This is a genomic window from Pararhizobium capsulatum DSM 1112 (genome assembly GCF_030814475.1).
In the GTDB taxonomy this organism is placed as follows: Bacteria; Pseudomonadota; Alphaproteobacteria; order Rhizobiales; family Rhizobiaceae; genus Pararhizobium; species Pararhizobium capsulatum.
In genome coordinates this window covers 833,331-856,999 of the sequence record NZ_JAUSVF010000002.1, presented here as the reverse complement: position 1 = coordinate 856,999, position 23,669 = coordinate 833,331, and the positions used below count along the sequence as shown (strand labels likewise).

Here is a 23,669-nt window from a genome sequence, read left to right as displayed (position 1 = left end):
GCCATGGATATGGCCTTCATGTTCGAGACCATGAAAACGCTGTTGGCCGCGCTGCCGATGACGCTGGCGCTGTTTGCGCTGGCTATCGTCTTCGGCGGATTGCTTGCGCTCGTTATCGTCTGGATGCGAGTGAGCGGCAATGCCATCGCCCGCAATTTTGCTAAGGGATACATCTTCGTCTTTCGCGGCTCGCCGCTTTTGATCCAGATGTTCCTGATCTTCTACGGCCTCGGCCAGTTCGGCTTCATCCGCTACAGCTTCCTGTGGCCGGCGCTGCGCGAACCGTTCGTCTGTGCCGTCCTGTCGCTGGCGCTTTGCACCGCCGGCTATACGGCGGAAATCTTCCGCTTTGGCCTGCGGGCCATTCCGGCAAAGGAGATCGAGGCGGCGCGTTCGATTGGCATGTCGGGCTTCCTGCTCACCCGGCGCATCCTTGCCCCGATCGCTTTTCGCCATGCGCTGCCGGCCTATTCGACCGAGGTGGTGATGATGGTGAAATCCACCGCCCTTGCCAGCCTCGTCACGGTCTGGGAAGTAACCGGCGTTGCCCAACGGCTGATCTCGCAGACCTACCGCACGATGGAAGTCTTCCTCTGCGCTGCGGCCATCTACCTCATTCTCAATTTCATAATCCTGCAGGCCATGGCGTTTCTTGAATACAAGCTGACCCCGCACCGCCGCGCGGCACCGCTTTTCCCGGTACCGCAACGATGATCATTGCGCCACTCAATCAAACGACCCTCAACCAGACTGGAACGACCATGGCAGGCACGACTCGGCTTTCCGTCCGCAACATCCGCAAGAGCTTTGGCACCCATGAAGTGCTGCGCGGCATCTCGCTCGAGGCCCGCGATGGCGACGTCATCTCGCTGCTTGGCGCCAGTGGCTCGGGCAAGTCGACCTTCCTGCGCTGCATCAACCTACTGGAGATCGCCGATCACGGCGAGATCTCCGTCGATGGCGAGCTGATCCAGATGCAGCAGCGCGGCGGCAAGAATGTTCCCGCCAATCGTAAGCAGGTCGATCGCATCCGCTCCGAGCTCGGCATGGTGTTCCAGTCGTTCAATCTCTGGTCTCACATGACCATCCTCGAAAACGTCATCGAGGGGCCAGTGCACGTGTTGAAGCGGCCGCGGGCGGAAAGTATCGCGGAAGCAGAAGCGCTCCTCGAAAAGGTCGGCATTGCCGAAAAGCGCCATGCCTATCCCGCCCATCTTTCCGGCGGCCAGCAGCAGCGGGCGGCGATCGCCCGGTCGCTGGCAATGAAGCCGAAGGTCATGCTGTTCGATGAACCCACGTCTGCGCTCGATCCGGAACTGGTCGGTGAAGTGCTGCGCGTCATGCGCTCGCTGGCGGAAGAAGGCATGACCATGCTGGTCGTCACTCACGAAATGAGCTTTGCCCGCAATGTCTCCAACCGGGTGATCTTCATGAAATCCGGCGAAATCGACAGCGACGGCGCACCCGACGAGCTGTTCGGCTCCGGCGGTTCGCCCAGCTTCCGTCAGTTCATCGGCAATTTCGGAGGCTGATCGTGCATTCCATCAAGCTTGAGACGACGCTCGACTGGCGCGCCGTGGCAGCCGTTGCCGAGGGTGCCGCCCTCTCCCTTTCCGATGTTGCCGTAGCGCGTGTCGAAACGGCAAGCCGCATCGTCTCGGCGATTGTCGAGAGCGGTGTTCGCGCCTATGGAGTCAACACCGGCGTCGGGGCGCTGGCCGATACGGTCGTCGATCGTCCGTCGCAAAGCCGGCTGTCGCGCAACATCATCCTGTCCCATGCCTGCGGTGTTGGTCGGATTCTGGATGTGCGTGAAGTCCGTGCCATCATCGCGGCCCAAATCGGCAATTTCTCCCACGGTCACTCGGGCGTACGGCTGGAGATCGTCTCGCGGTTGCAACTGTTTCTCCGCGAAGACTGCATTCCCGATGTCCCCTCCAAGGGATCGGCGGGCTATCTTAGCCATAACGCCCATATCGCGTTGGTATTGATTGGCGAAGGCACGGCTCGGCTGAAGGGAAAGTCGGTGACGGGCGCAGAGGCGCTAACCGCGATCGGCGTCGAGCCGTTGGTTCTGCAGGCCAAGGAAGGCCTCAGCCTCGTCAACGGCACGGCCTGCGCCACGGGCCTCGGCTCCGTGGCACTTTCGCGGGCGAAGCGGTTTCTCGATTGGGCGGATGCTATCGCCACGCTGACGATCGAGGCGCTCGGTTGCCAGGCCGCCGCCTTCGACGAAGCGGTCCTTGCGATGCGCAAGTCGGACGGTATCCAAAAGGTTGGCCGGAGCCTGCGCGACCGTCTGGCTGGCAGCCGCCTGATCGCGGCCGCAAAAGGTGCGCGCACGCAGGATGCGCTGAGCCTTCGCTCGGTTCCACACGCCCATGGCGCGGGCTGGGACGTGCTGGGTTTCGCCGGCGCGGTCGTCGATCGCGAGCTTGCCTCCGTTACCGACAATCCGGCCGTTTCCGGCACACCGGAAGCGCCGGTCGTCTCCTCCGAGGCCCATGCCGTGGCCCCTGCGCTCGCGCAAGCGCTTGATAGCCTTGCCGTAGCGATTGCGCAGATTTCGATGATGAGCGAGCGACGCATCGATCGCCTCGTCAACCCTCTGGTAAGTAATCTTCCGTCGTTTCTCGCGGCCGACCCGGGTGCGGGTTCCGGTTTTATGATCGCGCAATACACGGCAGCCGCGCTTGCTGCGGAAAACCGGCGGCTTGGTACACCAGCAAGCCTTGACGGCGGCGTCACCTCAGCACTGCAGGAGGATTTTCTGGCGCATCCGACGGCGGCGGCCAACAAGCTTCTGGCCGTCATCGACAATGCGGAGCAAATTCTCGGTATTGAGTTTGCCGCAGCCGCCCAGGCGCAGGACTTCAAGGTCGGTGTCGCATCCAGGGCTGTCGGCACCGATCTGCTCTACCGCCATATCCGCGCCACTGTGCCAACCTACGCAGACGACCGGCCGCTCGGCTGGGATCTTGAAAAGGCGCGCGATCTCCTGCGTGCATCCCCGCCGCCCGGCCTGTGAACTCCCGAAAGGATACCACCCATGACTGCCCATTTCGACGTCGCCGTTGTTGGTCTCGGTGCCATGGGCAGTGCCGCCCTGGCGCATCTGGCTGCCCGGGGCGTCAAGGTCATCGGCATCGATGTCTACTATCCGGCCCATGCCCTGAGCTCGTCGCACGGCGACAGCCGACTGATCCGCCTCGGATATTTCGAAGACCCATCCTATGTGCCGCTGCTCCAGCGGGCCTACGAGAACTGGCGGGCGCTGGAGGCGCGGTTGCGCGAGGATATCCTGACGATCACCGGCGTCCTGCAGATCGGCAAGCCGGACAGCAAGATCGTCAGCGGCACGCTGAAAAGCTGTGCGCTCCACAATCTGCCGCTGGAAACCCTTTCGCCGGATGAGATGCGCCGCCGTTTTCCGGTATTTTCGCTGGATGCGGACGAGGTGGCCCTGCTTGATCCGCAGGGTGGCTATCTGCGACCGGAAGCGGCCGTCATGGGGCATCTTAAACTGGCAGCCAGTGATGGTGCTGCCCTGCACTTCGGCGAAAAGGTAACGGAAATCGAAACAGGCGCGGGCGGGGTCATCATCACCTCGAATACAGGACGCTACAGCGCCGCAAAGGTCATCGTCGCGACCGGCTCGTGGATCGGTGAGCTGGTGCCCGATCTGCGCGGACATGCCGTGCCGATCAAGCAAGTCGTTTCATGGTATAAGCCGACAGATGGTTTCGTTACCACGCCGCAGCGCATGCCGGTGTTCATCCGCGACGAGGGCGACAATGGTTCGTTCTTCGGTTTTCCGGCGATCGGCGTCGATGGCGTCAAGGTTGGCCGTCATGCGCATTTCCGCGAGCCGATCGATCCGAACCAACCCAATCCTGACGTCAACGACCGCGATACCGACCTGTTAGACACCTTCATCAAGCGCCGGCTACCCGCGGCGGCGGGCCTTCGCGTGCGCTCCACGACCTGCCGCTATACCATGCTGCCGAGCGAGGATTTCCTGCTCGATCTGTTGCCGGGTGATAACCGCGTCGTCGTGGCCTCGCCATGCTCCGGCCACGGCTTCAAGTTCACCAGTGTCGTCGGCGAAATCCTTGCGGATCTGGCTTTGGAAGGCGGCACGCATCTGCCGATCGGCGCTTTTTCCTTCGCGGCGATGAACCGGTTTCTCGCAGCGCGGGCGGCATGAGCATGGCTTACAAGCTTCGACCTGCAATGGAAACTTTTCTCGGCATAGGGTCGGGTACCAAGGCCACCGCCGGATCGGTCGTCCTTTTCGGCGCGGTGCATGGAACGGCCTATCCTAATGCCGTCGATATTCCATCTGACGTCGCGGCTCCCGATGCCGTGCGTCGTGCGATCACGGCGGCTTCCGTCCAAATTGACCATTGGGATTTCGATTTCGACGGGCCGTTGCTCAATGATGGTGGCTTCGAGGTTCTCGACCTCGGCAATGTTGCGACGTCATTCGGCGACAATGCGGGCAACCGCTCGGCCATCGAGGCGGTAACGCGCGATATCCGGGCGGCAGGAGGCGTGCCGATCCTGATCGGTGGCGACGATTCGGCGGCCATTCCCTTCATGGCGGGCCTTGGCGATGTCGAGGCGCTGCATATCCTGCAGATCGACGCCCATATCGACTGGCGCGACCGGATCGGCGACGAGCCGCTCGGCTATTCCAGCACCATGCGTCGCGCGTCCGAACTGCCGTTCGTGCGCTCGATGACGCAGGTCGGTATCCGTGCGGTGGGGAGTGCGCGGCGCGAAGAGGTCGAGGCGGCGCGGGCCTGGGGCTCGCGGCTGGTGACGGTGCGGCAGGTCAGGGCAAGCGGTGTGGCTGGGATTGCCGATGCCATCCCGCGTGACGGTGCGCTGCTGATCCATATCGACGTCGACGCGCTCGATCCGTCGATCTGCCCGGGTATCAACGCGCTGTCGCCCGGTGGTCTATGGCTGGAGGAAGTGACCGATCTCATCGCAGCAGGAATGGCCGGACGCCGTCTCGCCGGCTTCTCGATCGTCGAGTTCCAGCCGGCGAACGATGTCAACGACATTACGGCGACCGTCGTCGGCCGGCTGATCTGCCATGTGCTCGGCCATCTTGCCCGCAAATGATGGCTATCAACCTTCGACGATACGGATGATGTAAGCTTCAGTCGGCATATCCGACGTGATCGACACGATCCTGTCGATAAAGGCGCAATCGAGCCGGCCGAGTTCTTCGGCGTGACCGGCACTGTCGATCCGCAGGTTTCCCAGCGAAAGCAGCATCGTGACGCCGCCTTCAGCATCGAGCCGGTGTTCGCCTTCAAATTGGTGGCGTTCGACCCTATGCGACCATTGCCCGCGCCGTGTCATAACGTTCAGATCCGTGATGGTGCCCGACACCAATCGCGCAGAGGTGGCCGCATCAGCGGGGAAGGCGAGGGGTGCGGAAGACTGCGTGAGCATGGTGGGTGCACGACCCGCGATGTCGAGTTCCACACCTTCGCCGCTCAGGATCGAGAGGGTGCGGTCGATACCGGGGAAAGCCGAAAACGGCCCGTCGTTCGCCACCGTCGCCATACTGATGCGCCAGCCGAAGCCGGCGAGATCGGCATCCGGTGGGTACACGGCGATCTCGGTGGTTTCTCCGCCGCCATTCTTCCACGGCATGCGGCGATAATCGCTGTTGCGCAATACCTTCACTGCAAACCTCCTTTGACGCCGTGCTTGTCGTTCATCACCGGCGTCGAGAACGACCCGACGCCGGTGATGTTAACTCAATTCCCAAGAATCCCAGGCAACCGGAGACCCTTTTCCCTGGCGCAATCGATGGCGATGTCATAACCGGCATCGGCATGGCGCATGACGCCGGTTGCCGGGTCGTTCCAGAGAACGCGCTCCAGACGACGGGCCGCGTCGTCGGTGCCGTCGGCGCAGATGACGATGCCCGAGTGCTGGGAGAAGCCCATGCCGACGCCGCCGCCATGGTGCAGCGACACCCAGGTGGCGCCCGATGCAGTATTGAGCAGGGCGTTCAAGAGCGGCCAGTCGGACACGGCATCCGAGCCATCCTTCATCGCTTCCGTTTCGCGGTTCGGCGAGGCGACCGAGCCACTGTCCAGATGGTCACGGCCGATGACGACGGGGGCGGAAAGCTCGCCGGTCCGGACCATTTCGTTGAAGGCGAGACCGAGGCGGTGGCGGTCACCGAGACCAACCCAGCAAATGCGCGCCGGCAGGCCCTGGAACGCGATGCGCTCGGCAGCCATGTCGAGCCAGTTGTGCAGGTGCTTGTTGCCGGGTGTCAGTTCCTTGACCTTGGCGTCGGTCTTGCGGATATCCTCCGGATCGCCGGAGAGAGCCGCCCAACGGAACGGGCCGATGCCGCGGCAGAACAGCGGGCGGATATAGGCGGGAACAAAGCCCGGGAAGGCGAAGGCGTTTTCGAGGCCTTCGTCCTTGGCGACCTGGCGGATGTTGTTGCCATAGTCGAAGGTTGGCACGCCCATGTCCTGAAAGGCGATCATCGCTTCGACGTGCTCGCGCATGGAGGCGCGGGCGGCCTTTTCGACGGCCTTCGGATCGCTCTCGCGCTTTTCCTTCCACTGCGCCATCGTCCAGCCCTTCGGCAGGTAGCCGTTGACCGGGTCATGGGCCGAGGTCTGGTCGGTGACCATGTCGGGGCGGATGCCGCGGCGGACCATTTCCGGCAGGATTTCGGCGGCATTGCCAAGCAGGCCAACGGATTTCGCTTCGCCAGCAGCGGTCCAGCGGGCGATCATCTCCATCGCTTCGTCCAGCGTTTCGGCCTTTTCGTCGACATAGCGGGTGCGCAGGCGGAAATCGATCGAATCCGGGTTGCATTCGACCGCAAGGCAGCAGGCGCCGGCCATGACGGCCGCCAGCGGCTGTGCGCCGCCCATGCCGCCGAGACCGCCGGTCAGCACCCATTTGCCCCTGAGATTGTCGCCATAATGCTGGCGTCCGGCCTCGACAAAGGTCTCGTAAGTGCCCTGGACGATGCCCTGCGTGCCGATATAGATCCACGAGCCGGCCGTCATCTGGCCGTACATGGCAAGACCCTTCTTATCCAGCTCGTTGAAATGATCCCAGGTCGCCCAGTGGGGCACGAGGTTGGAGTTGGCGATCAGTACGCGCGGTGCGTCCTTGTGGGTGCGGAACACGCCAACCGGCTTGCCCGACTGCACCATCAGCGTCTCGTCTTCGTTGAGATCGCGCAAGGTCTCGACGATCTTGTCGAAATCCGCCCAGGTGCGGGCGGCACGGCCGATGCCGCCGTAGACGACCAGTTCGTGCGGGTTTTCTGCGACCTCAGGGTCGAGGTTGTTCATCAGCATGCGAAGCGGCGCTTCGGTCATCCAGGATTTCGCTGTCAGTTGTGTGCCGCGCGCAGCGCGGACATCGCGGATGTTGTGACGAGGATTGGTCATTTGCTTCCCCTTGTTTGCTTTGCCAGTGTCAGCGCCGCATCTTCGATGCGCGTGAGAATGTCCTTGAGGTGAGTGCGAAGCTTGGCCGCCTTTGTCGCGTCATACGCGAAGGGCGGGGCCTCGGTTGTCAGATGGCTGGATTGGGCCAGCTCCATCTGGATGGCGTGGACGCCGGTTTCCGGTCGACCGTAGTGGCGCGTCGTCCAGCCGCCCTTGAAACGGCCATTGAGAATGCTGGTGTAGCCGTCCGCATAGAGGGCCACATCCACGGCGGCGTTCTGGATCGCTGGATCGCAGGTCTTGCCGCTATCCGTGCCGATGTTGAAATCCGGCAGGGTGCCTTCGAACAGGAACGGGATGTCGGAGCGGATCGAATGGCAGTCATAGAGCACGGCGATGCCGTGGATTGCCTTGACCCGTTCGATTTCCGCGGCAAGGGCCGCATGGTAGGGCGCGTAAAAATCGGCAAGCCGGGCGGCGATATCCGCCTCGGTCGGCTCTTCACCATCCGCCCAGATCGAGACGCCGTCGAAATTCGTGCCCGGAATAAGGCCGGTGGTGTTCTGGCCGGGATAGAGGCTGACGCCTTCCGGATCGCGATTGGCGTCGATGACATAGCGATGGAAGGTGGCGCGCACCGTCGTCACGTCCGGCAGCAGGCCATCGTAGAGGTGATGGATATGCCAGTCGGTGTCGGCAAGGATGCGGCCATTGTCGTTCAGCCGTTCCCACATGGCGGCGGGGACGTCGGTTCCAGTATGGGGGAAGCCGAGGATAACGGGCGATGAACCTTGTCTTGTTTCGAAGACGGCCATCATCAAGCCTCCAGAACCGGCAGGATGCCCGACGATACGGCAGTATTCAGCCCGCCCGAAGCGATAAGCTCGCTTGCGGCCTTCAGGTCGGTTGCCATGTAGCGGTCGATTTCCAGCGTGGGCACGACCTTGCGGATCGCTGATATGGCAGCTGTGAGTTCCGGGCTGGTGACGAGCGGTGCACGGAAATCGATGCCCTGGGCTGCCGTCAGGGCCTCTATGCCGATGATGGCGAACAGGTTGTCAGTCATCTGGAGCAGGCGGCGGGCGCCGTGGCAGGCCATGGAGACGTGGTCTTCCTGATTGGCCGAGGTCGGGGTGGAATCGACCGATGCCGGATGGGACATCTGCTTGTTTTCCGACATCAGCGCCGCCGAGGTCACTTCGGCGATCATTAGGCCGGAATTGAGACCCGGTTTTTTTGCGAGAAAGGCCGGCAGACCATAGGAGAGGGCCGGATCGACCAGCAGAGCGATGCGGCGCTGGGAAATCGCGCCGATCTCGCAGATGGCAAGAGCGATCTGGTCGGCGGCGAAGGCCACCGGCTCGGCGTGGAAATTGCCGCCGGAGACGACGGAATTGTCCGATAGCACCAGCGGATTGTCAGTGACTGCGTTGGCTTCGATTTCCAGCGTACGGGCAACCGAGCGCAGGAGATCGAGGCAGGCGCCATCGACCTGCGGCTGGCAGCGGATGCAATAGGGGTCTTGAACGCGCTCATCGCCCTCGATATGGCTTTCGCGGATCACCGAGCCCTTGAGCAGGCCACGCAGGGCGGCGGCGGCATCGATCTGGCCCTTGTGGCCGCGCAGCGTGTGGATATCCGGATGGAACGGCGCCGACGAGCCCATGGCCGCATCGGTGGACAGCGCGCCGGTGATCAGGGCCGATTGGGCGGCGCGGTGGGCGCGGAAGAGCCCGGCAAGCGCGAGCGCAGTGGAGACCTGTGTCCCATTGATGAGTGCCAGACCTTCCTTGGCGGCGAGAACGACCGGTACGAGACCGGCGCGTTCGAGCGCGGTCCGGCCATCGAGCTGTTCGCCGTCGAAAAATGCTTCGCCTTCACCCATCATCACAGCGGCCATATGAGCAAGCGGCGCGAGGTCGCCGGAGGCGCCGACGGAGCCTTTTTCCGGAATGACCGGGATGACACCCTTGGCGAGCATACCTTCGATCAGCCGGACGAGTTCGAGCCTGACGCCCGATGCGCCGCGCCCGAGCGAGACGAGCTTCAGCGCCATGATTAGGCGCACGATGTTTTCGGCGAGCGGCTGGCCGACGCCGCAGCAATGGGAGAGGATCAGGTTGCGCTGCAGGGTGGCGACATCGGCGGCATCGATCTTGATCGAGGCGAGTTTGCCGAAGCCGGTGTTGATGCCGTAGACCGGCGCATTGCCGGCTGCGATCTCGGCGATGCGGGCAGCCGCCTTCTCGATGCCCTTGTCGAACGAGGGATCGAGACGGGCGGGTTCGCCTGTCCAGTAGATGGTTTCGAGGGTCGAGAGCGGGACAGAGCCCGGCTGAAGAACAAGGGTCATGGCAACTCCTCAGATGCGATGCGCGGAGCGGGGCTCACGCAGCTTGAAATGTCAGTGTCCGTTGCGGATGCGGGCATGGAGCGGGTTGAACCCCATGCGGTAGACAAGTTCGGCGGGCCGATCGATATTCCAGATGGCGAAATCGGCCCATTTGCCGGGTTCGAGCGTCCCCACCTCGTCGACGAGACCGAGCGCGCGGGCGGCTTCGCGCGTCGTACCGGCGATGCATTCGGCGACCGTCATGCCAAACAGTGTGGCTGCCATGTTCATGGTCAGCAACAGCGATGTCAGCGGCGAGGTGCCGGGGTTGCTATCGGTCGCGATCGCCATAGCGACGCCTGCCTTGCGGAAAAGATTGACCGGCGGCTTCTTCGTCTCGCGAATGAAATAGAAGGCGCCGGGCAGGATGACAGCCACGGTTCCGCTTTTTGCCATCGCTTCCGCGCCGGCTTCATCGGTATATTCGAGATGATCGGCCGAGAGCGCACCGTATTCGGCGGCAAGTGCGGCGCCATGCAGATTGGAAAGTTGATCGGCATGCAGTTTCACCGGCAGGCCGTGAGCCTTCGCCGCATCGAACACCTGCCGCATCTCGTCGGTCGAAAAGGCAATGCCCTCGCAAAAGCCGTCGACGGCATCGGCGAGCCCTTCGGCCTCGATGGCCGGCATCATTTCGTCGATAATCTTGGCGACGTAACCGGCCTGGTTGCCCTTGAATTCCGGCGGCAATGCATGGGCGCCGAGGAAGGTCGTGCGGATGGCGACATCGCGCTCTTCGCCGAGACGGCGGGCGGCGCGCAGGGTCTTGGCTTCGTTTTCGAGGTCGAGGCCATAGCCGGACTTGATCTCGACTGTGGTGACGCCTTCGGCGATCAGCGCGTCCAACCGGGGGAGAGTCTGCTTCACCAAGTCGTCTTCGCTTACCTTACGAAGCGAACGAACGGAGGACACGATGCCGCCGCCGGCACGGGCGACTTCCTCATAGGTGGCGCCGGCAAGGCGCATTTCGAATTCGTTGGCGCGGTCGCCGGCATGGACGAGATGAGTGTGGCAGTCGATCAGGCCTGGGGTAATCCAACGGCCTTCGCAATCGATGATCTCGCCTGCGTCTTTGATGGGAAAGGGCAGGTCCGTCGCGTCGCCGGCAAAAAGAATGCGTCCGTCCTGAACGGCAATGACGCCGTTTTCCACAAGGCCAAGACCCGGCAAGGCGGGGTTCAAGGTCGCGAGTCGGGCGTTTTTCCAGAGGCGGTCGCAAGCGGGCGGTCGGCTCTCGTCGGGTGCAGATTTTGCGGAAGACATCGTTTTCTAGCCTTTCCTTTTCGTGCTATTATGTATAGACATAAAGAAATGAAGCGCAAGTGGTTTTTTTGAGCGCGCAGTCGGGAAGGGGATGAGGTCTTGACCAGCATTCATGTGAAATCGGCTCTGACGTCGGCGGGATGGCAGAGCGATGTACGGTTGACGATCGCGGGTGGGCGGATTGCCTCGCTGGACGCTGGCGTTGATGCCGAGGCAGGCGACGAACGTCACGATATTCTCGTCCCCGGCATGCCGAACCTGCACAGCCACGCCTTCCAGCGCGGCATGGCAGGCCTTGCCGAAACGCGCGGCCCCGGCACCGACAGTTTCTGGAGCTGGCGCAATGTCATGTACCGCTTCGCGCTGACGATGACGCCGGATCACGTCGAGGCGGTTGCCGGCCAGCTTTATATGGAAATGCTGGAAGCGGGCTTTTCCCGCGTCGGCGAGTTTCACTATTTGCACCACGATATCGACGGTCGCCCCTACGCAGATATCGCCGAGATGGGGCAGCGGATTGCGTCCGCCGCCTCCGACACCGGCATCGGCCTGACGTTGCTTCCCGTCTTCTACGCCCATTCGACCTTCGGTGGTGCTGCGCCAAACGAGGGACAGCGCCGCTTCATCAACAACGTAGAAAGTTTCGAGCGTCTGCTCGAGGGCTGCCGTGCCGCCGTCAAGGATCTGCCCGAGGGGCGGGTCGGCGTCGCACCGCACAGCCTGCGGGCGGTAACACCGGAAGAGCTTGCCCATGTCGTTGCCATGGCAAAGGACGGGCCGATCCACATCCACGCGGCCGAACAGGTCAAGGAAGTCGAGGATTGTATCGCCTGGTCGGGCGTGCGGCCGGTAGAATGGCTGCTCGACAATATTGGCCTCGATAGCCGCTGGTGCCTGATCCATGCGACCCACATGACCGATGACGAAACGCGGCGCATGGCTGAAAGCGGCGCGATTGCCGGTCTCTGCCCGATCACCGAGGCCAATCTTGGTGACGGCACATTCAACGCCGTGCTGTTCGGGGAGGCGGGCGGCAAGTTCGGCATCGGCTCTGATTCCAACGTGCTGATCGGCCTGCCGGACGAGCTGCGCCAGCTCGAATATTCGCAGCGCCTGCTGCACCGCTCGCGCAACGTTCTGGCAGCGCCCGGCCAATCAACTGGCCGCGCGCTGTTCGACGGCGCCCTGGATGGCGGCGGTATCGCGCTCGCGGCGAAAACGGGGCTTGCCGTGGGCAGTCCGGCGGATTTCGTCAGCCTGCAGGTGCCGGATGGCGACCTGCGCGACGACGCAGGGCTCGATTCCTGGCTGTTTGCCAACGGAACCAAGCCGGATTGTGTCTGGGTGGCCGGCAGGAAACAGGTCGAGGGCGGCCGGCATCGCAAGCGCGGGGAGATTTCGGCCCGGTTCCGTTCGGCAATGACCAATCTGCTGGCATGATCGCCTCGATCGCTACGAATTTTTTCGCACGGGCGGTGCCCCGAAATTTCTGCTAGAGGTTGTCAGAGAAAAGTGGGAACCGGTGTTCCCGAAAAGACAAACGAAAACAAGAGAATCAAAAGGATGTCTGGTTCAATCTGAACCAGACATCCTTTAGGAGCGATCAGGTTTCAATGAGAATGGGCGTGTCGTGAAATCGCAGGATGCAGAGATGGATTTGGGGACAACGGTTGCCGAAGGGGCAAGCGACCTGTCGCTGCATCAGCGCATTCTCGGCGATATCGAGGAGCGTATTCTTTCCGGAGAATGGCAGCCAGGCTTTCGCATTCCCTTCGAGGTGGATCTCGCCGAGCATTACAAATGTTCGCGCATGACCGTGAACAAGGCGTTGACCCAGCTTGCCAAGACCGGGCTGATCGAACGGCGGCGCAAATCCGGAAGCTATGTCACCCAGCCGCGTGCCCAGTCCGCGGTGCTCGAAATCCGCGATATCAAACTGGAAGTGCAGTCTCTTGGCCTCACCTATGAGTACAAGCTGATCGAGAAGGTGAAGCGTCGCAGCAATGCGGACGATCGATCGCGGCTCAGCCTTGAGACGGCAGCCCCTGTGCTGGAGGTACTCTGTACGCATTTTGCCGCAAACAGGCCGTTCTGCGTCGAGGAGCGCCTGATCAATCTCTCCGCCGTGCCGGACGCGGCGGAAGAAAGCTTTGAGGATGTCGCACCGGGGCCCTGGCTCCTGAACCGGGTGCCATGGAGTGCAGCCGAACATACAATCCGTGCGGTCTCGGCGGATGCGCAGATCGCAACGGCTCTCGGTATCGCGGCCGGAACCGCTTGTCTGGTCGTGGAGCGTCGTACCTGGAGCAATGGCGCCTATGTGACGCATGTGCGGCTGATCTACCCCGGCGACCGTCACGCTCTCGTCGCCAATTTCACGCCGTCGCAACCCAAATAACGCGGCAGGTAGCCGGGGAAATCCCCGTCAGGTTTTTGCAGTGAGGGGCGTTTCCGCTCGCGGTTCTCTAACCGCGATGCTGGAATACATGCCGGTTGTGCGGAACTCGGTGGGGCTGGCGCCGAAATAGCGACGGAACACTTTGGCAAAATAATTCGGGTCTTCGAAGCCGGACATAACAGCCACTTCTTTCACCGAAAGATCGGCCGCTTTTGTCAGAAGCTTCGTCGCCCGCTGCAGACGCTTGCGCAGCACGAACTCCGCCGGCGGGATGCCTTCGCTTGTGGTAAATACCCGTGAGAAATGGGCACGGCTGAGGCCTGAAACATCTGCCAGCGTCTCGACGGAAAGCGGCTTTTCCAGATTGGCTGATATATGGTCGATGACGTGCTGCATGGTGCGATATTCCTGGCTGAGCACCGGATGGGACCCGAAGACATCGTCGTAAAGCACCATCGCCGCCTCATAGGCGATCGCTGACGCGCTGCCGGGTTGGTCGGCTCCGCCGGAGATCAGCCGCAGGCTGCAATCGGCGAGACGTTCTATAGTTTCGGGCTTCAGGTTGAGGATCGGGCCGGTCGTCGCAAGGATCGCCTTGTGGATGCGAAGCGCTTCCTCGCCGTTCATGGAAATCCAGAAGAATTCCCAGCGGCCGTTTTGTTCCAGCCAGTAACGGTGGTTGTGGGGTACCAGCACCAGTAGGGTCTCGCCCTCCTTGACACGGTAATTGCGGCTCTCGTAGCGCAGGTTTCCCGCACCTCCGATCGTGTGCTGCAGTACCGTGAACGGCGTTTCGCCGCGCTTGCGCCCGTCCCAGTCGTAGCTGGCGTCGGTGCGGATTTCATAGCCTGTGCTGGTCGGCATGGTGTGGAGGCTGTGGCGTCCGCGCGGCAAGGATACGGTCCTCATGACAGGCCCGTTCTCGATCAGTTTTTTCAGCACAAAATTACCCATAAAAGCATAATACCTCTCTGGCGACCTCCTGCATTATACGCATAATGCCCCTCAACAAAGCAAGATGACCGGGTTGGAGCGGCGTCGACAGGGAGAGCGGGAGGGCTGTGGCATGAGAAATGCCATGTTTTCTGTGCATTGAATTTACCCTGTTCGTTTTTCCCGGCCGAATGACCAGCGACGAGGACAGCATGAGCAGCTTCAAGATTGCCATTATTGGCGCCGGCAGCGTCGGCTTCACCAAGAAACTCTTCACCGATATTCTCTGCGTGCCAGAGTTCCGCGATGTCGAATTCGCGCTCACCGACATGAGCGAGCACAATCTCGGCATGATCAAGTCGATCCTCGACAAGATCGTCGAGGCCAACGACCTTCCGGCGAAAGTCACGGCATCGACCGACCGCCGCGAGGCGATTGCCGGCGCGCGCTACATTATTTCCTGCGTGCGGGTCGGCGGGCTCGCAGCCTATGCCGACGACATCCGCATCCCCTTGAAATATGGTGTCGACCAGTGCGTCGGCGACACGATCTGCGCTGGCGGCATCCTCTATGGCCAGCGCAACATCCCGGTCATTCTCGACTTCTGCAAGGATATCCGCGAACTGGCCGAACCGGGCGCAAAATTCCTGAACTATGCCAATCCGATGGCGATGAACACCTGGGCGGCGATCGAATATGGCAAGGTCGACACGATCGGCCTCTGCCACGGCGTCCAGCACGGCGCAGAACAGATCGCCGAAATTCTTGGCGCCGGCGAAGGCGAACTGGATTACATCTGCTCTGGCATCAACCACCAGACCTGGTTCGTGGATGTGCGCGTCAAGGGCCGCAAAATCGGCAAGGATGATTTGGTTGCAGCCTTCGAGGCGCATCCCGTTTTCTCGCAGCAGGAAAAGCTGCGCATCGACGTCCTGAAGCGTTTTGGCGTCTACTCCACCGAGAGCAACGGCCACCTGTCAGAATACCTGCCCTGGTATCGCAAGCGGCCGGAGGAAATTACCCGCTGGATCGATATGTCCGACTGGATCCACGGCGAAACTGGCGGCTATCTTCGCCATTCGACAGAGACCCGCAACTGGTTCGAGACCGAATATCCGCAGTTTCTGGAAGACGCCAACAAGCCGATCGATCCGGCCCGCCGCTCCAACGAGCATGCGAGCCACATTCTTGAAGCGCTGGAGACGGGGCGTGTCTATCGCGGTCACTTCAACGTCAAGAACAACGGCATCATCACAAACTTGCCGTCGGATGCGATCATCGAGAGCCCCGGTTTCGTCGATCGCTTCGGCCTCAACATGGTCGCCGGCATTACCCTGCCGGAAGCCTGCGCCGCCACCTGCATTTCCTCGATCAACGTCCAGCGCATGTCGGTGCATGCCGCCATCACCGGGGATATCGATCTGTTGAAGCTCGCCGTGCTGCATGATCCCCTGGTCGGCGCCATCTGCACGCCGGAGGAGGTCTGGCAGATGGTCGACGAGATGGTCGTGGCCCAGGCGGAATGGCTGCCGCAATACGCCCATGCGATCCCGGCCGCCAAGGAGCGGCTGAGCAAGCCGACCGTCAAGACCCGCGAATGGAACGGCGTTGCCCGCCGCGAAGTCCGCTCGATCGACGAACTGCGTGCGGAGAAGGAAGCGACGAAGCTGCGCGCTGCAAGCTGAGTGAATGACGGAGAAGGGGAGTGGCAAAGGAGAGCCGCGCGCCTTTCCTCCGGACTGAAATGCTGAGGAGCAAGCCGGTCCGCCGGCGTGAAACATAAGGGAGAGAGGAACGATGACATCCATTCGCAACATGACGCTGAGAGCCGGGCTTTTGCTTGGCGTCTCGGCTTTTGCCGTACACGCCTGGGCTTCCGAGCCAACGGTTGTACCCGAGCAACCGCCATTTCCCGCGCAGGGCAAGATCACCTATGTCCCGCGCGATTCCATCCTCGAATACAAGGCGCTGCCCGCGTATCACGAGCCGGATTGGGTCAGCGAGAAATTCGTCAAGACCGGCAAGCTGCCGCCGGTGGCCGAGCGCCTGCCGAAGGAGCCGATGGTCTTCAAGACCGGCAACATGCCGGATGGTATCGGCGTCTATGGCGACACGATGCGCCACGTCGTCGGCGGCCGCCCGGAAGGCTGGAACTATTCCGCCGGCCAGACCCAAGGCTGGGGCGGCATCGACATCGAAATGTTCGAATGCCTGACGCGCACCGCGCCGCTTTACCAGGTCGAGGCGAAGGACGTCGAGCCGCTGCCGAACCTGGCAAAAAGCTGGGACTGGTCCGAGGACGGCCACAAGCTGACCATGCACCTGATCGAAGGCGCAAAATGGTCTGATGGCGTTCCCTTCTCGTCGGAAGACGTGATGTTCTACTGGGATGACAACGTCGTCGACCCGAACGTCTCGCCGCTCAATGGCGCAACACCGGAAACCTTCGGCGAGGGCACGACGCTGAAGGCAATCGATGCCAACACGGTCGAGTGGACCTTCAAGGAAGCCTTCCCGCGCCAGTATCTCTATTCGATGGCCTATGGCACCTTCTGCCCCGGTCCGGCGCATATCCTGAAGACCAAGCATCCCAAATACAACAAGGACATGACCTACGATCAGTACAAGAACGGCTTCCCGCCGGAGTATCTGAACATGCCGGTCATGGGCGCCTGGGTGCCGGTCGAGTATCGCTCCGACGATATCATCGTCCTGCGCCGCAACCCTTACTACTGGAAGGTTGACGAAGCCGGCAACCAGCTGCCCTACCTGAACGAGATGCACTACAAGCTCTCGACTTGGGCCGACCGCGACGTGCAGGCAATTGCCGGTTCCGGTGACTTCTCGAACCTCGAGCAGCCGGAAAATTTCGTGGAATCCCTGAAGCGTGCGGCGGATGAAGCAGCACCGGCCCGTCTCGCCTTCGGCGCCCGCCTGATCGGCTACAATCTGCGCATGAACTTCTCCGGCAATGGCTGGGGCGAACCCGACGAACGGGCGCAGGCTGTGCGCGAACTCAACCGCAATGAGGACTTCCGCAAGGCCGTCACCATGGCGCTCGATCGCAAGAAGCTCGGCGAATCCCTCGTCAAGGGACCTTTCACCGCGATTTATCCGGGCGGCCTGTCCTCTGGCACGAGCTTCTATGATCGCCAGTCGACGGTCTACTATCCCTACGATCTGGACGGTGCGAAGGCACTACTTGAAAAGGTCGGCCTGAAGGACACGGATGGCAACGGCTTCGTCAACTATCCGGCCGACAAGCTGGGTGGCAAGGATGTCGAGATCGTGCTGCTGGTTTCGTCGGACTACAACACCGATAAGAACCTTGCAGAAGGTGTCGTCGGTCAGATGGAGCAGCTTGGTATCCGGGTCGTGCTCAATTCGCTGGATGGCAAGCAGCGTGATGCGACCAACTATGCCGGCCGCTTCGACTGGCTCGTTCTTCGCAACGGTGCGGAGCTGGCATCCGTAGTGCAGAACACGCCGCAGCTTGCTGCGACGGGTCCGCGCACCAGCTGGCACCACCGCGTGCCGGAAAGCGGAAAGCTTGACCTGATGCCCTTCGAGCAGGAGCTTGTCGATATCGTCAACAAGTTCATCGGCAGCCAGGACAATGACGAGCGGGCGCAGCTGATGAAGGACTATCAGAGGGTGGCCACCACCCACATCGACTCCATTGGTCTCACCGAATATCCGGGTGCGCTGATCATCAACAAGCGGTTCTCGAACATCCCGACCGGCGCGCCGATCATGATGTTCAACTGGGCCGAGGATACGATCATCCGCGAACGGGTCTTCGTGGCTGCCGACAAGCAAGGCGACTACGAGCTGTTCCCGCAGCAGCTTCCGGGCAAGCCGGGCGAAGGCGGCCCGATCAACTGATCTCTCCCAGAGACCGCCTCGGCTGCAGACCACCGCGGCCGGGGCGAGACCCAGAAGATAGGACTGAAGCGTGAAAACGATCCTGATGGACCGCGACACGCTTCAACACACAAGAGAACCTAACAGCCATGTTCCGATTTCTGCTTGTGCGCATCGCATCCGCAATCCCCGTGCTCTTCGTCTTGAGCGTCGTCACCTTCGCGATCATCCAGGCGCCGCCGGGAGATTATAGCGACTACATCCGCTCGCAGCTCATCAACCAGGGTGGCGCATCCTTCGATGAAGCCGACGCCCAGGCCAATGCCTACAAGATTGCCAACGGCCTCGATAAGCCGCTACCGGTGCAATACGTCAACTGGATCACCGGCATCCTGACACGCGGCGATTTCGGCCACAGCCTTTTCTACAACAAGCCCGTGTCGGAAGTGGTCGGCGAACGCCTGCCCCGGACGCTGGCGCTGGCGCTGGTCTGCCACATCCTCGCATCGATCATCGGCATCACCTTCGGCATTCTGGCCGCTACCAGGCAATATTCCTGGGTCGATAGCCTGCTGTCGGGCATCTCGTTTCTGGGCATGACGGTGCCGCGCTTTCTCATGGCGCTGATCATCGTCTATATCCTCGTCTTCCATTTCAACGTGACCGAGATCAACAGCTTCCACTCCGCCAAATATGGCGGCGCGCCCTGGTCCTGGGACAAGTTCGTCGATCTCCTGAAACACGTCTGGCCGGTTATTGCCATCGCCACCTTCGGCGGTCTCGCCTACAATATGCGGGTGATGCGCGGCAATCTGCTCGATACGCTGAACGCGCAATATGTCGAGACGGCGCGGGCCAAGGGCCTGTCCGAAAGCAAGGTCATCCTGCGTCACGCGGTGCCCAACGCCCTGCATCCGCTCGTGATGTATCAGGGCGTCGTGCTGCCCTACATGCTGACCGGCGAGATCGAGACCGCGATCATCTTCGCGTTGCCGACAGTCGGCCCGGCCATCGTTGGCTCCATGTGGGTGGGTGACGTCTATGTCACCGCCACCTTCATGCTGGTGTTGTCGGCAACCCTGATCGTCGGCAACATCATCGCCGACATGCTGCTGGCGATGCTCGATCCGCGTGTCCGGCTTGGCGGAGGAGCGCACGCATGAAGTTCGAATCCGCGCAGACCATCACGCTCTCCGTGCCGGTGCCGCCCGACCAGCATCACAACGAAACCTATATGGCGCTGGTCTGGCGCCGGCTGAAGCATTCCTGGACCGGCATGATGGGCCTCGTGCTCGTCTGCCTCCTGATGCTGATGACGATCTTTGCGGAGTTCTTCTCTCCAGTCGATCCGAAGCTGACGGGTGTCGCCTTTGCGCCGCCGCAGACGATCAGCATCACCGATCAGGACGGCAGTCTTGTCTGGCCGCGCACCTACAAGGTCGGCGAGGGCACCGAGCTCGACCCAATCACCTTCCAGCCGATCGTCGGGCCGGACTATGCCAATCCGCTGGAGCTTGGCTTCTTCGTGAAGGGCTTCAAGTACAAGCTGCTCGGCCTCGTGCCCACGGAGCGGCATTTCTTCGGCGCCACCGATGGCACGCCCGTCAACTTCCTCGGTACCGACAAGTTCGGCCGCGATGTGCTCTCGCGAATCTTCTACGGCTCACGCGTGTCGCTGACGATCGCATTGACGGTGGTGTTCATCGTCACTGTCGTCGGCACGACAGTTGGCATGGTCTCCGGTTATTTCGGCGGCCGTTTCGATGTCTGGATGCAGCGCTTCGTCGAGCTGGTGCTCGCCTTCCCGCAACTGCCGCTCTATCTGGCGCTGACCTCGCTGATCCCGGTGACGGCCCCGACCAATGTGTTCCTCGCCTTCGTCATCTTCGTGATGTCGGCGCTCGGCTGGGCGCAGATGTCACGCGAGGTGCGCGGCAAGACGCTGGCGCTCGCCCGCATCGATTATGTCCGGGCGGCGATGGCGATCGGGGCGACCGACCGGCGCATCATCTTCCAGCATATCTTCCCCAATGTCATGAGCCACGTCATCGTCGCAGTGACGCTGGCGATCCCGAACGTCGTGCTGCTCGAATCCTTCCTCGGTTTCCTCGGCTTTGCGGTAAAGCCGCCGCTGATGTCGTGGGGGCTGATGCTGCAGGATACCGCCACCTATTCCGTCATCGGGTCCTATCCGTGGATCCTGTCCCCCGTCGCCTTCGTGCTGATCACCGTCTTTGCGTTCAATGCGCTGGGCGACGGTCTGCGCGATGCTGTCGATCCCTATTGAGGAGGAGGCACCCATGGCGCTCCCGGAATTGAATACACTCGCCCCCCAGCAGCGGCACGACCACGCCGCCGCCATCGGCAAGCCGATCATCGACGCCCGCAACGTCGCCGTGACCTTCAAGGTGGAGAACGGCATTGTGGATGCGGTCAAGGACGTTTCCTTCCAGCTCTATCGCGGCGAGACGATTGCCGTGGTCGGCGAATCCGGTTCGGGAAAATCGGTGACGGCCCGCACCGTCATGGGCCTGCTCACCAAGCGTGCCAAGGTGGCTGATCGGTCCACCATCGAATATGACGGCAAGAACGTACTGAAGTTCTCCGACCGCCAGCGCAGGGCGCTGCGCGGCAACCGGATCTCGATGATCTTTCAGGAGCCGATGAGCTCGCTGAACCCGGTCTATACGATCGGTGCCCAGATCATCGAGGCGATCCGTGTGCACCAGAAGATGAGCCGCGCGCAGGCGACGCAGCGCACTCTGGAGCTTCTGCGTCAGGTGCAGATTCCCGACCCCGAAGCCCGTCTCAACCAGTATCCGCACCAGCTTTCCGGCGGCCAGCGCCAGCGCATCATGATCGCCATGGCGCTCGCCAACAGCCCCGATGTACTGATCGCCGATGAGCCGACGACGGCGCTCGATGTGACCGTGCAGGCGCAGATCCTCAACCTGATCCGCGATCTGCAGAAGACGTTGGGCATGGCGGTGATCCTGATCACCCATGACCTGACGGTGGTGCGGCAATTCTCCGATTACGTCTATGTGATGCAGAACGGCGAGGTAAAGGAGCACAACACGACGTCGGCGCTGTTTACCAATCCGCAGCATGCCTATACGCGCCACCTGCTGTCGTCCGAACCCAAAGGGATCGCCAATCCCATGCCGGTGGACTCTGCGGCCATTCTCGAAGGCCGCGATGTCAAGGTGTCGTTCATGCTCAAGCATGGCGGCTTCTTCAAGCCGCAGCTGAAGGAGCTGGTGGCGGTCGACAGCCTGTCGATTAAGCTGCATCGTCATGAAACGCTCGGCCTCGTCGGCGAATCCGGCTCCGGCAAGACGACGTTCGGGCAGGCGCTGGTCAAGCTTCTGCGCGCCGATGGCGGCGAGATCCTGTTCGATGGCCAGTCGATCGAGAAGAAGACCCGCGAAGAGATGCGGCCATTGCGCTCACGCATGCAGATCGTCTTCCAGGACCCGTTCTCGTCGCTCAATCCGCGCATGTCGGTCGGCCAGATCATCGAGGAGGGGCTGATCGTCAACAAGCTCGGTGCGAACCGAAACGAGCGGCTCGACCGGGTCCGCGAGGCGCTGGCCAGCGCCGGGCTGCCGACCAATATCCTGTCGCGCTTCCCACATGAGTTCTCCGGCGGTCAGCGCCAGCGCATCGCCATCGCCCGCGCCGTCGCACTGGAGCCCGAGTTCATCCTGCTCGACGAGCCGACTTCGGCGCTCGATCTCTCCGTACAGGCCCAGATCATCGAACTGCTGCGCAAGCTGCAGGACGAAAAAGGACTGAGCTACCTCTTCATCTCCCACGATCTGAAGGTCGTGCGCGCGCTCTGCCACCGGGTGGTGGTGATGCAGCACGGCAAGATCGTTGAAGAAGGCCCCGTCGAAGACGTCCTTACCCATCCCAAGACCGCCTACACCGAACGGCTCGTCCGCGCCGCCTTCGAAGTAGCTGCATAATCCAAGAGGCATATCCCATGACCAGACAACCCAAGATTACCTTTATCGGCGCGGGCTCGACCGTGTTTATGAACAACATCATCGGCGACGTGCTGCAGCGCCCGGCGCTGTCGGGCGCAAAAATCGCCCTGATGGACATCAATCCGCAGCGGCTGGAAGAGAGCGAAGTCGTCGTCCGCAAGCTGATCTCGACGCTGGGTGCCACGGCGACGATCGAGCTGCATTCCAACCAGCGCAAGGCGCTGGAAGGCGCAAACTTCGTCGTCGTTGCTTTCCAGATCGGTGGCTACGAGCCCTGCACGGTCACCGATTTCGAAGTGCCGAAGAAATACGGCCTTCGCCAGACGATCGCCGATACGCTCGGCGTCGGCGGCATCATGCGCGGTCTTCGCACCGTGCCGCATCTGTGGAGGATCTGCGAGGACATGATGCAGGTCTGCCCGGAGGCGATCCTGCTGCAATACGTCAACCCGATGGCGATCAACACCTGGGCGATCGCGGAAAAATATCCCAAGATCAAGCAGGTCGGCCTTTGCCATTCGGTCCAGGGTACGGCGATGGAACTCGCCCACGACCTCGATATCCCCTACGAGGAAATCCGCTACCGCTCGGCTGGCATCAACCACATGGCCTTCTACCTGAAATTCGAGCATCGCCAGCCGGACGGCTCCTACCGCGATCTCTACCCCGATCTCGTGCGCGGCTACCGCGAAGGCCGGGCGCCGAAGCCGACATGGAACCCGCGTTGCCCCAACAAGGTGCGCTACGAGATGCTGACCCGCCTTGGCTACTTCGTCACCGAAAGCTCCGAGCATTTCGCCGAATACACGCCCTATTTCATCAAGGAAGGCCGCGAGGACCTGATCGAGAAATTCGGCATTCCGCTCGATGAATACCCCAAGCGCTGCATCGAGCAGGTGGAGCGCTGGAAGGGGCAGGCGGCCGCCTACCGTTCCGCCGAAAAGATCGAGGTTTCGCAATCGAAGGAATACGCCTCCTCGATCATGAACTCGGTCTGGACCGGCGAACCCTCGGTCATCTACGGCAATCTGCGCAATAATGGCTGCATCACCTCGCTGCCGGACAATTGCGCTGCCGAAGTGCCTTGCCTCGTCGATGAAAACGGCATCCAGCCGACCTTCATCGGCGACCTGCCCCCGCAACTGACAGCCCTCATCCGCACCAACATCAACGTGCAGGAACTGACGGTTGCGGCGCTGATGACGGAAAACCGCGAGCACATCTACCACGCCGCGATGATGGACCCTCACACGGCCGCCGAACTCGATCTCGACCAGATCTGGTCGCTGACCGACGACCTGCTCGCCGCTCACGGTGAATGGTTGCCGGAATGGGCACGGGGCGCTCGGAAGACCCAGGCTGCCTGATCGATG

Annotated in this window: 19 protein-coding genes; 13 read left to right on the top strand and 6 right to left on the bottom strand. The window is 61.8% G+C overall.

Annotated features, from left to right (window positions below; genetic code table 11):
- Positions 1-3 precede the first annotated feature (3 nt).
- Genes QO002_RS24300 through QO002_RS24280 form a run of 5 tightly spaced genes read left to right on the top strand, consistent with a single transcriptional unit; the run spans position 4 to position 5,133 of the window.
- Positions 4-714 (top strand): ABC transporter permease, encoded by a 711-nt coding sequence (locus QO002_RS24300; protein WP_307234691.1) that lies wholly within the window; start codon positions 4-6, stop codon positions 712-714.
- Positions 715-761: 47 nt separating this feature from the next.
- Entirely contained in the window at positions 762-1,532 is a 771-nt protein-coding gene (locus QO002_RS24295) for an ABC transporter ATP-binding protein (protein ID WP_307234689.1), read from the top strand.
- Positions 1,533-1,534: 2 nt separating this feature from the next.
- Entirely contained in the window at positions 1,535-3,028 is a 1,494-nt protein-coding gene (locus tag QO002_RS24290; protein WP_307234687.1) for an HAL/PAL/TAL family ammonia-lyase, read from the top strand.
- Between the two features lie 21 nt (positions 3,029-3,049).
- Positions 3,050-4,207 (top strand): N-methyl-L-tryptophan oxidase, encoded by a 1,158-nt coding sequence (gene solA / locus QO002_RS24285; RefSeq protein WP_307234685.1) that lies wholly within the window; start codon positions 3,050-3,052, stop codon positions 4,205-4,207.
- Positions 4,208-4,209: 2 nt separating this feature from the next.
- The gene (locus tag QO002_RS24280) at positions 4,210-5,133 is read left to right on the top strand and encodes an arginase family protein (protein WP_307234683.1); all 924 of its coding nucleotides are present in this window, start codon (positions 4,210-4,212) and stop codon (positions 5,131-5,133) included.
- A gap of 6 nt (positions 5,134-5,139) precedes the next feature.
- Here QO002_RS24280 and QO002_RS24275 read toward each other — a convergent pair whose 3' ends face one another.
- The 5 genes from QO002_RS24275 to hutI all read right to left on the bottom strand — a co-directional run bounded on the left by QO002_RS24275 (position 5,140) and on the right by hutI (position 11,109).
- The gene (locus QO002_RS24275) at positions 5,140-5,673 is read right to left on the bottom strand and encodes a HutD/Ves family protein (protein ID WP_370878591.1); all 534 of its coding nucleotides are present in this window, start codon (positions 5,671-5,673) and stop codon (positions 5,140-5,142) included.
- Between the two features lie 107 nt (positions 5,674-5,780).
- Positions 5,781-7,454 carry a urocanate hydratase gene (gene hutU, locus QO002_RS24270; RefSeq protein ID WP_307234680.1) on the bottom strand — a complete coding sequence of 558 codons (1,674 nt, stop codon included), beginning with the start codon at positions 7,452-7,454 and terminating at the stop codon, positions 5,781-5,783.
- Complete coding sequence (gene hutG, locus QO002_RS24265) at positions 7,451-8,269, bottom strand: N-formylglutamate deformylase (protein WP_307235065.1); 819 nt, start codon at positions 8,267-8,269, stop codon at positions 7,451-7,453. The genes hutU and hutG overlap by 4 nt, the downstream gene beginning before the upstream one ends.
- Positions 8,270-8,271: 2 nt before the next feature.
- The gene (gene hutH / locus QO002_RS24260) at positions 8,272-9,807 is read right to left on the bottom strand and encodes a histidine ammonia-lyase (protein ID WP_307234678.1); all 1,536 of its coding nucleotides are present in this window, start codon (positions 9,805-9,807) and stop codon (positions 8,272-8,274) included.
- Between the two features lie 51 nt (positions 9,808-9,858).
- Positions 9,859-11,109, bottom strand: a complete 1,251-nt coding sequence (hutI, locus tag QO002_RS24255) for an imidazolonepropionase (protein ID WP_307234676.1) — start codon at positions 11,107-11,109, stop codon at positions 9,859-9,861.
- Positions 11,110-11,208: 99 nt separating this feature from the next.
- On the opposite strand from hutI, the gene QO002_RS24250 reads away from it, so the two are divergent.
- Complete coding sequence (locus tag QO002_RS24250) at positions 11,209-12,549, top strand: formimidoylglutamate deiminase (RefSeq protein WP_307234674.1); 1,341 nt, start codon at positions 11,209-11,211, stop codon at positions 12,547-12,549.
- A gap of 211 nt (positions 12,550-12,760) precedes the next feature.
- Positions 12,761-13,507 carry a histidine utilization transcriptional repressor HutC gene (gene hutC, locus QO002_RS24245; protein WP_307234671.1) on the top strand — a complete coding sequence of 249 codons (747 nt, stop codon included), beginning with the start codon at positions 12,761-12,763 and terminating at the stop codon, positions 13,505-13,507.
- 27 nt (positions 13,508-13,534) lie between these two features.
- On the opposite strand, the gene QO002_RS24240 is transcribed toward hutC, so the two are convergent.
- Positions 13,535-14,461, bottom strand: coding sequence for an AraC family transcriptional regulator (locus tag QO002_RS24240; RefSeq protein WP_307234669.1), 927 nt, complete (start codon positions 14,459-14,461; stop codon positions 13,535-13,537).
- 191 nt (positions 14,462-14,652) lie between these two features.
- Here QO002_RS24240 and QO002_RS24235 point away from each other — a divergent pair, with 191 nt between their 5' ends.
- From QO002_RS24235 to QO002_RS24210, 6 genes are all read left to right on the top strand, one after another.
- Complete coding sequence (locus QO002_RS24235; protein WP_307234667.1) at positions 14,653-16,125, top strand: alpha-glucosidase/alpha-galactosidase; 1,473 nt, start codon at positions 14,653-14,655, stop codon at positions 16,123-16,125.
- A 112-nt stretch (positions 16,126-16,237) separates the two neighbouring features.
- Positions 16,238-18,325, top strand: coding sequence for an ABC transporter substrate-binding protein (locus QO002_RS24230; RefSeq protein WP_307234665.1), 2,088 nt, complete (start codon positions 16,238-16,240; stop codon positions 18,323-18,325).
- A 128-nt stretch (positions 18,326-18,453) separates the two neighbouring features.
- The gene (locus QO002_RS24225) at positions 18,454-19,467 is read left to right on the top strand and encodes an ABC transporter permease (RefSeq protein WP_307234662.1); all 1,014 of its coding nucleotides are present in this window, start codon (positions 18,454-18,456) and stop codon (positions 19,465-19,467) included.
- Entirely contained in the window at positions 19,464-20,591 is a 1,128-nt protein-coding gene (locus tag QO002_RS24220) for an ABC transporter permease (RefSeq protein WP_307234661.1), read from the top strand. The genes QO002_RS24225 and QO002_RS24220 overlap by 4 nt, the downstream gene beginning before the upstream one ends.
- Positions 20,592-20,604: 13 nt before the next feature.
- Complete coding sequence (locus QO002_RS24215; protein ID WP_307234658.1) at positions 20,605-22,275, top strand: ABC transporter ATP-binding protein; 1,671 nt, start codon at positions 20,605-20,607, stop codon at positions 22,273-22,275.
- 17 nt (positions 22,276-22,292) lie between these two features.
- A complete protein-coding gene (locus tag QO002_RS24210; RefSeq protein ID WP_307234656.1) occupies positions 22,293-23,663 on the top strand; it encodes an alpha-glucosidase/alpha-galactosidase in 1,371 nt (456 codons plus the stop codon).
- The last annotated feature ends 6 nt before the right edge of the window (positions 23,664-23,669 follow it).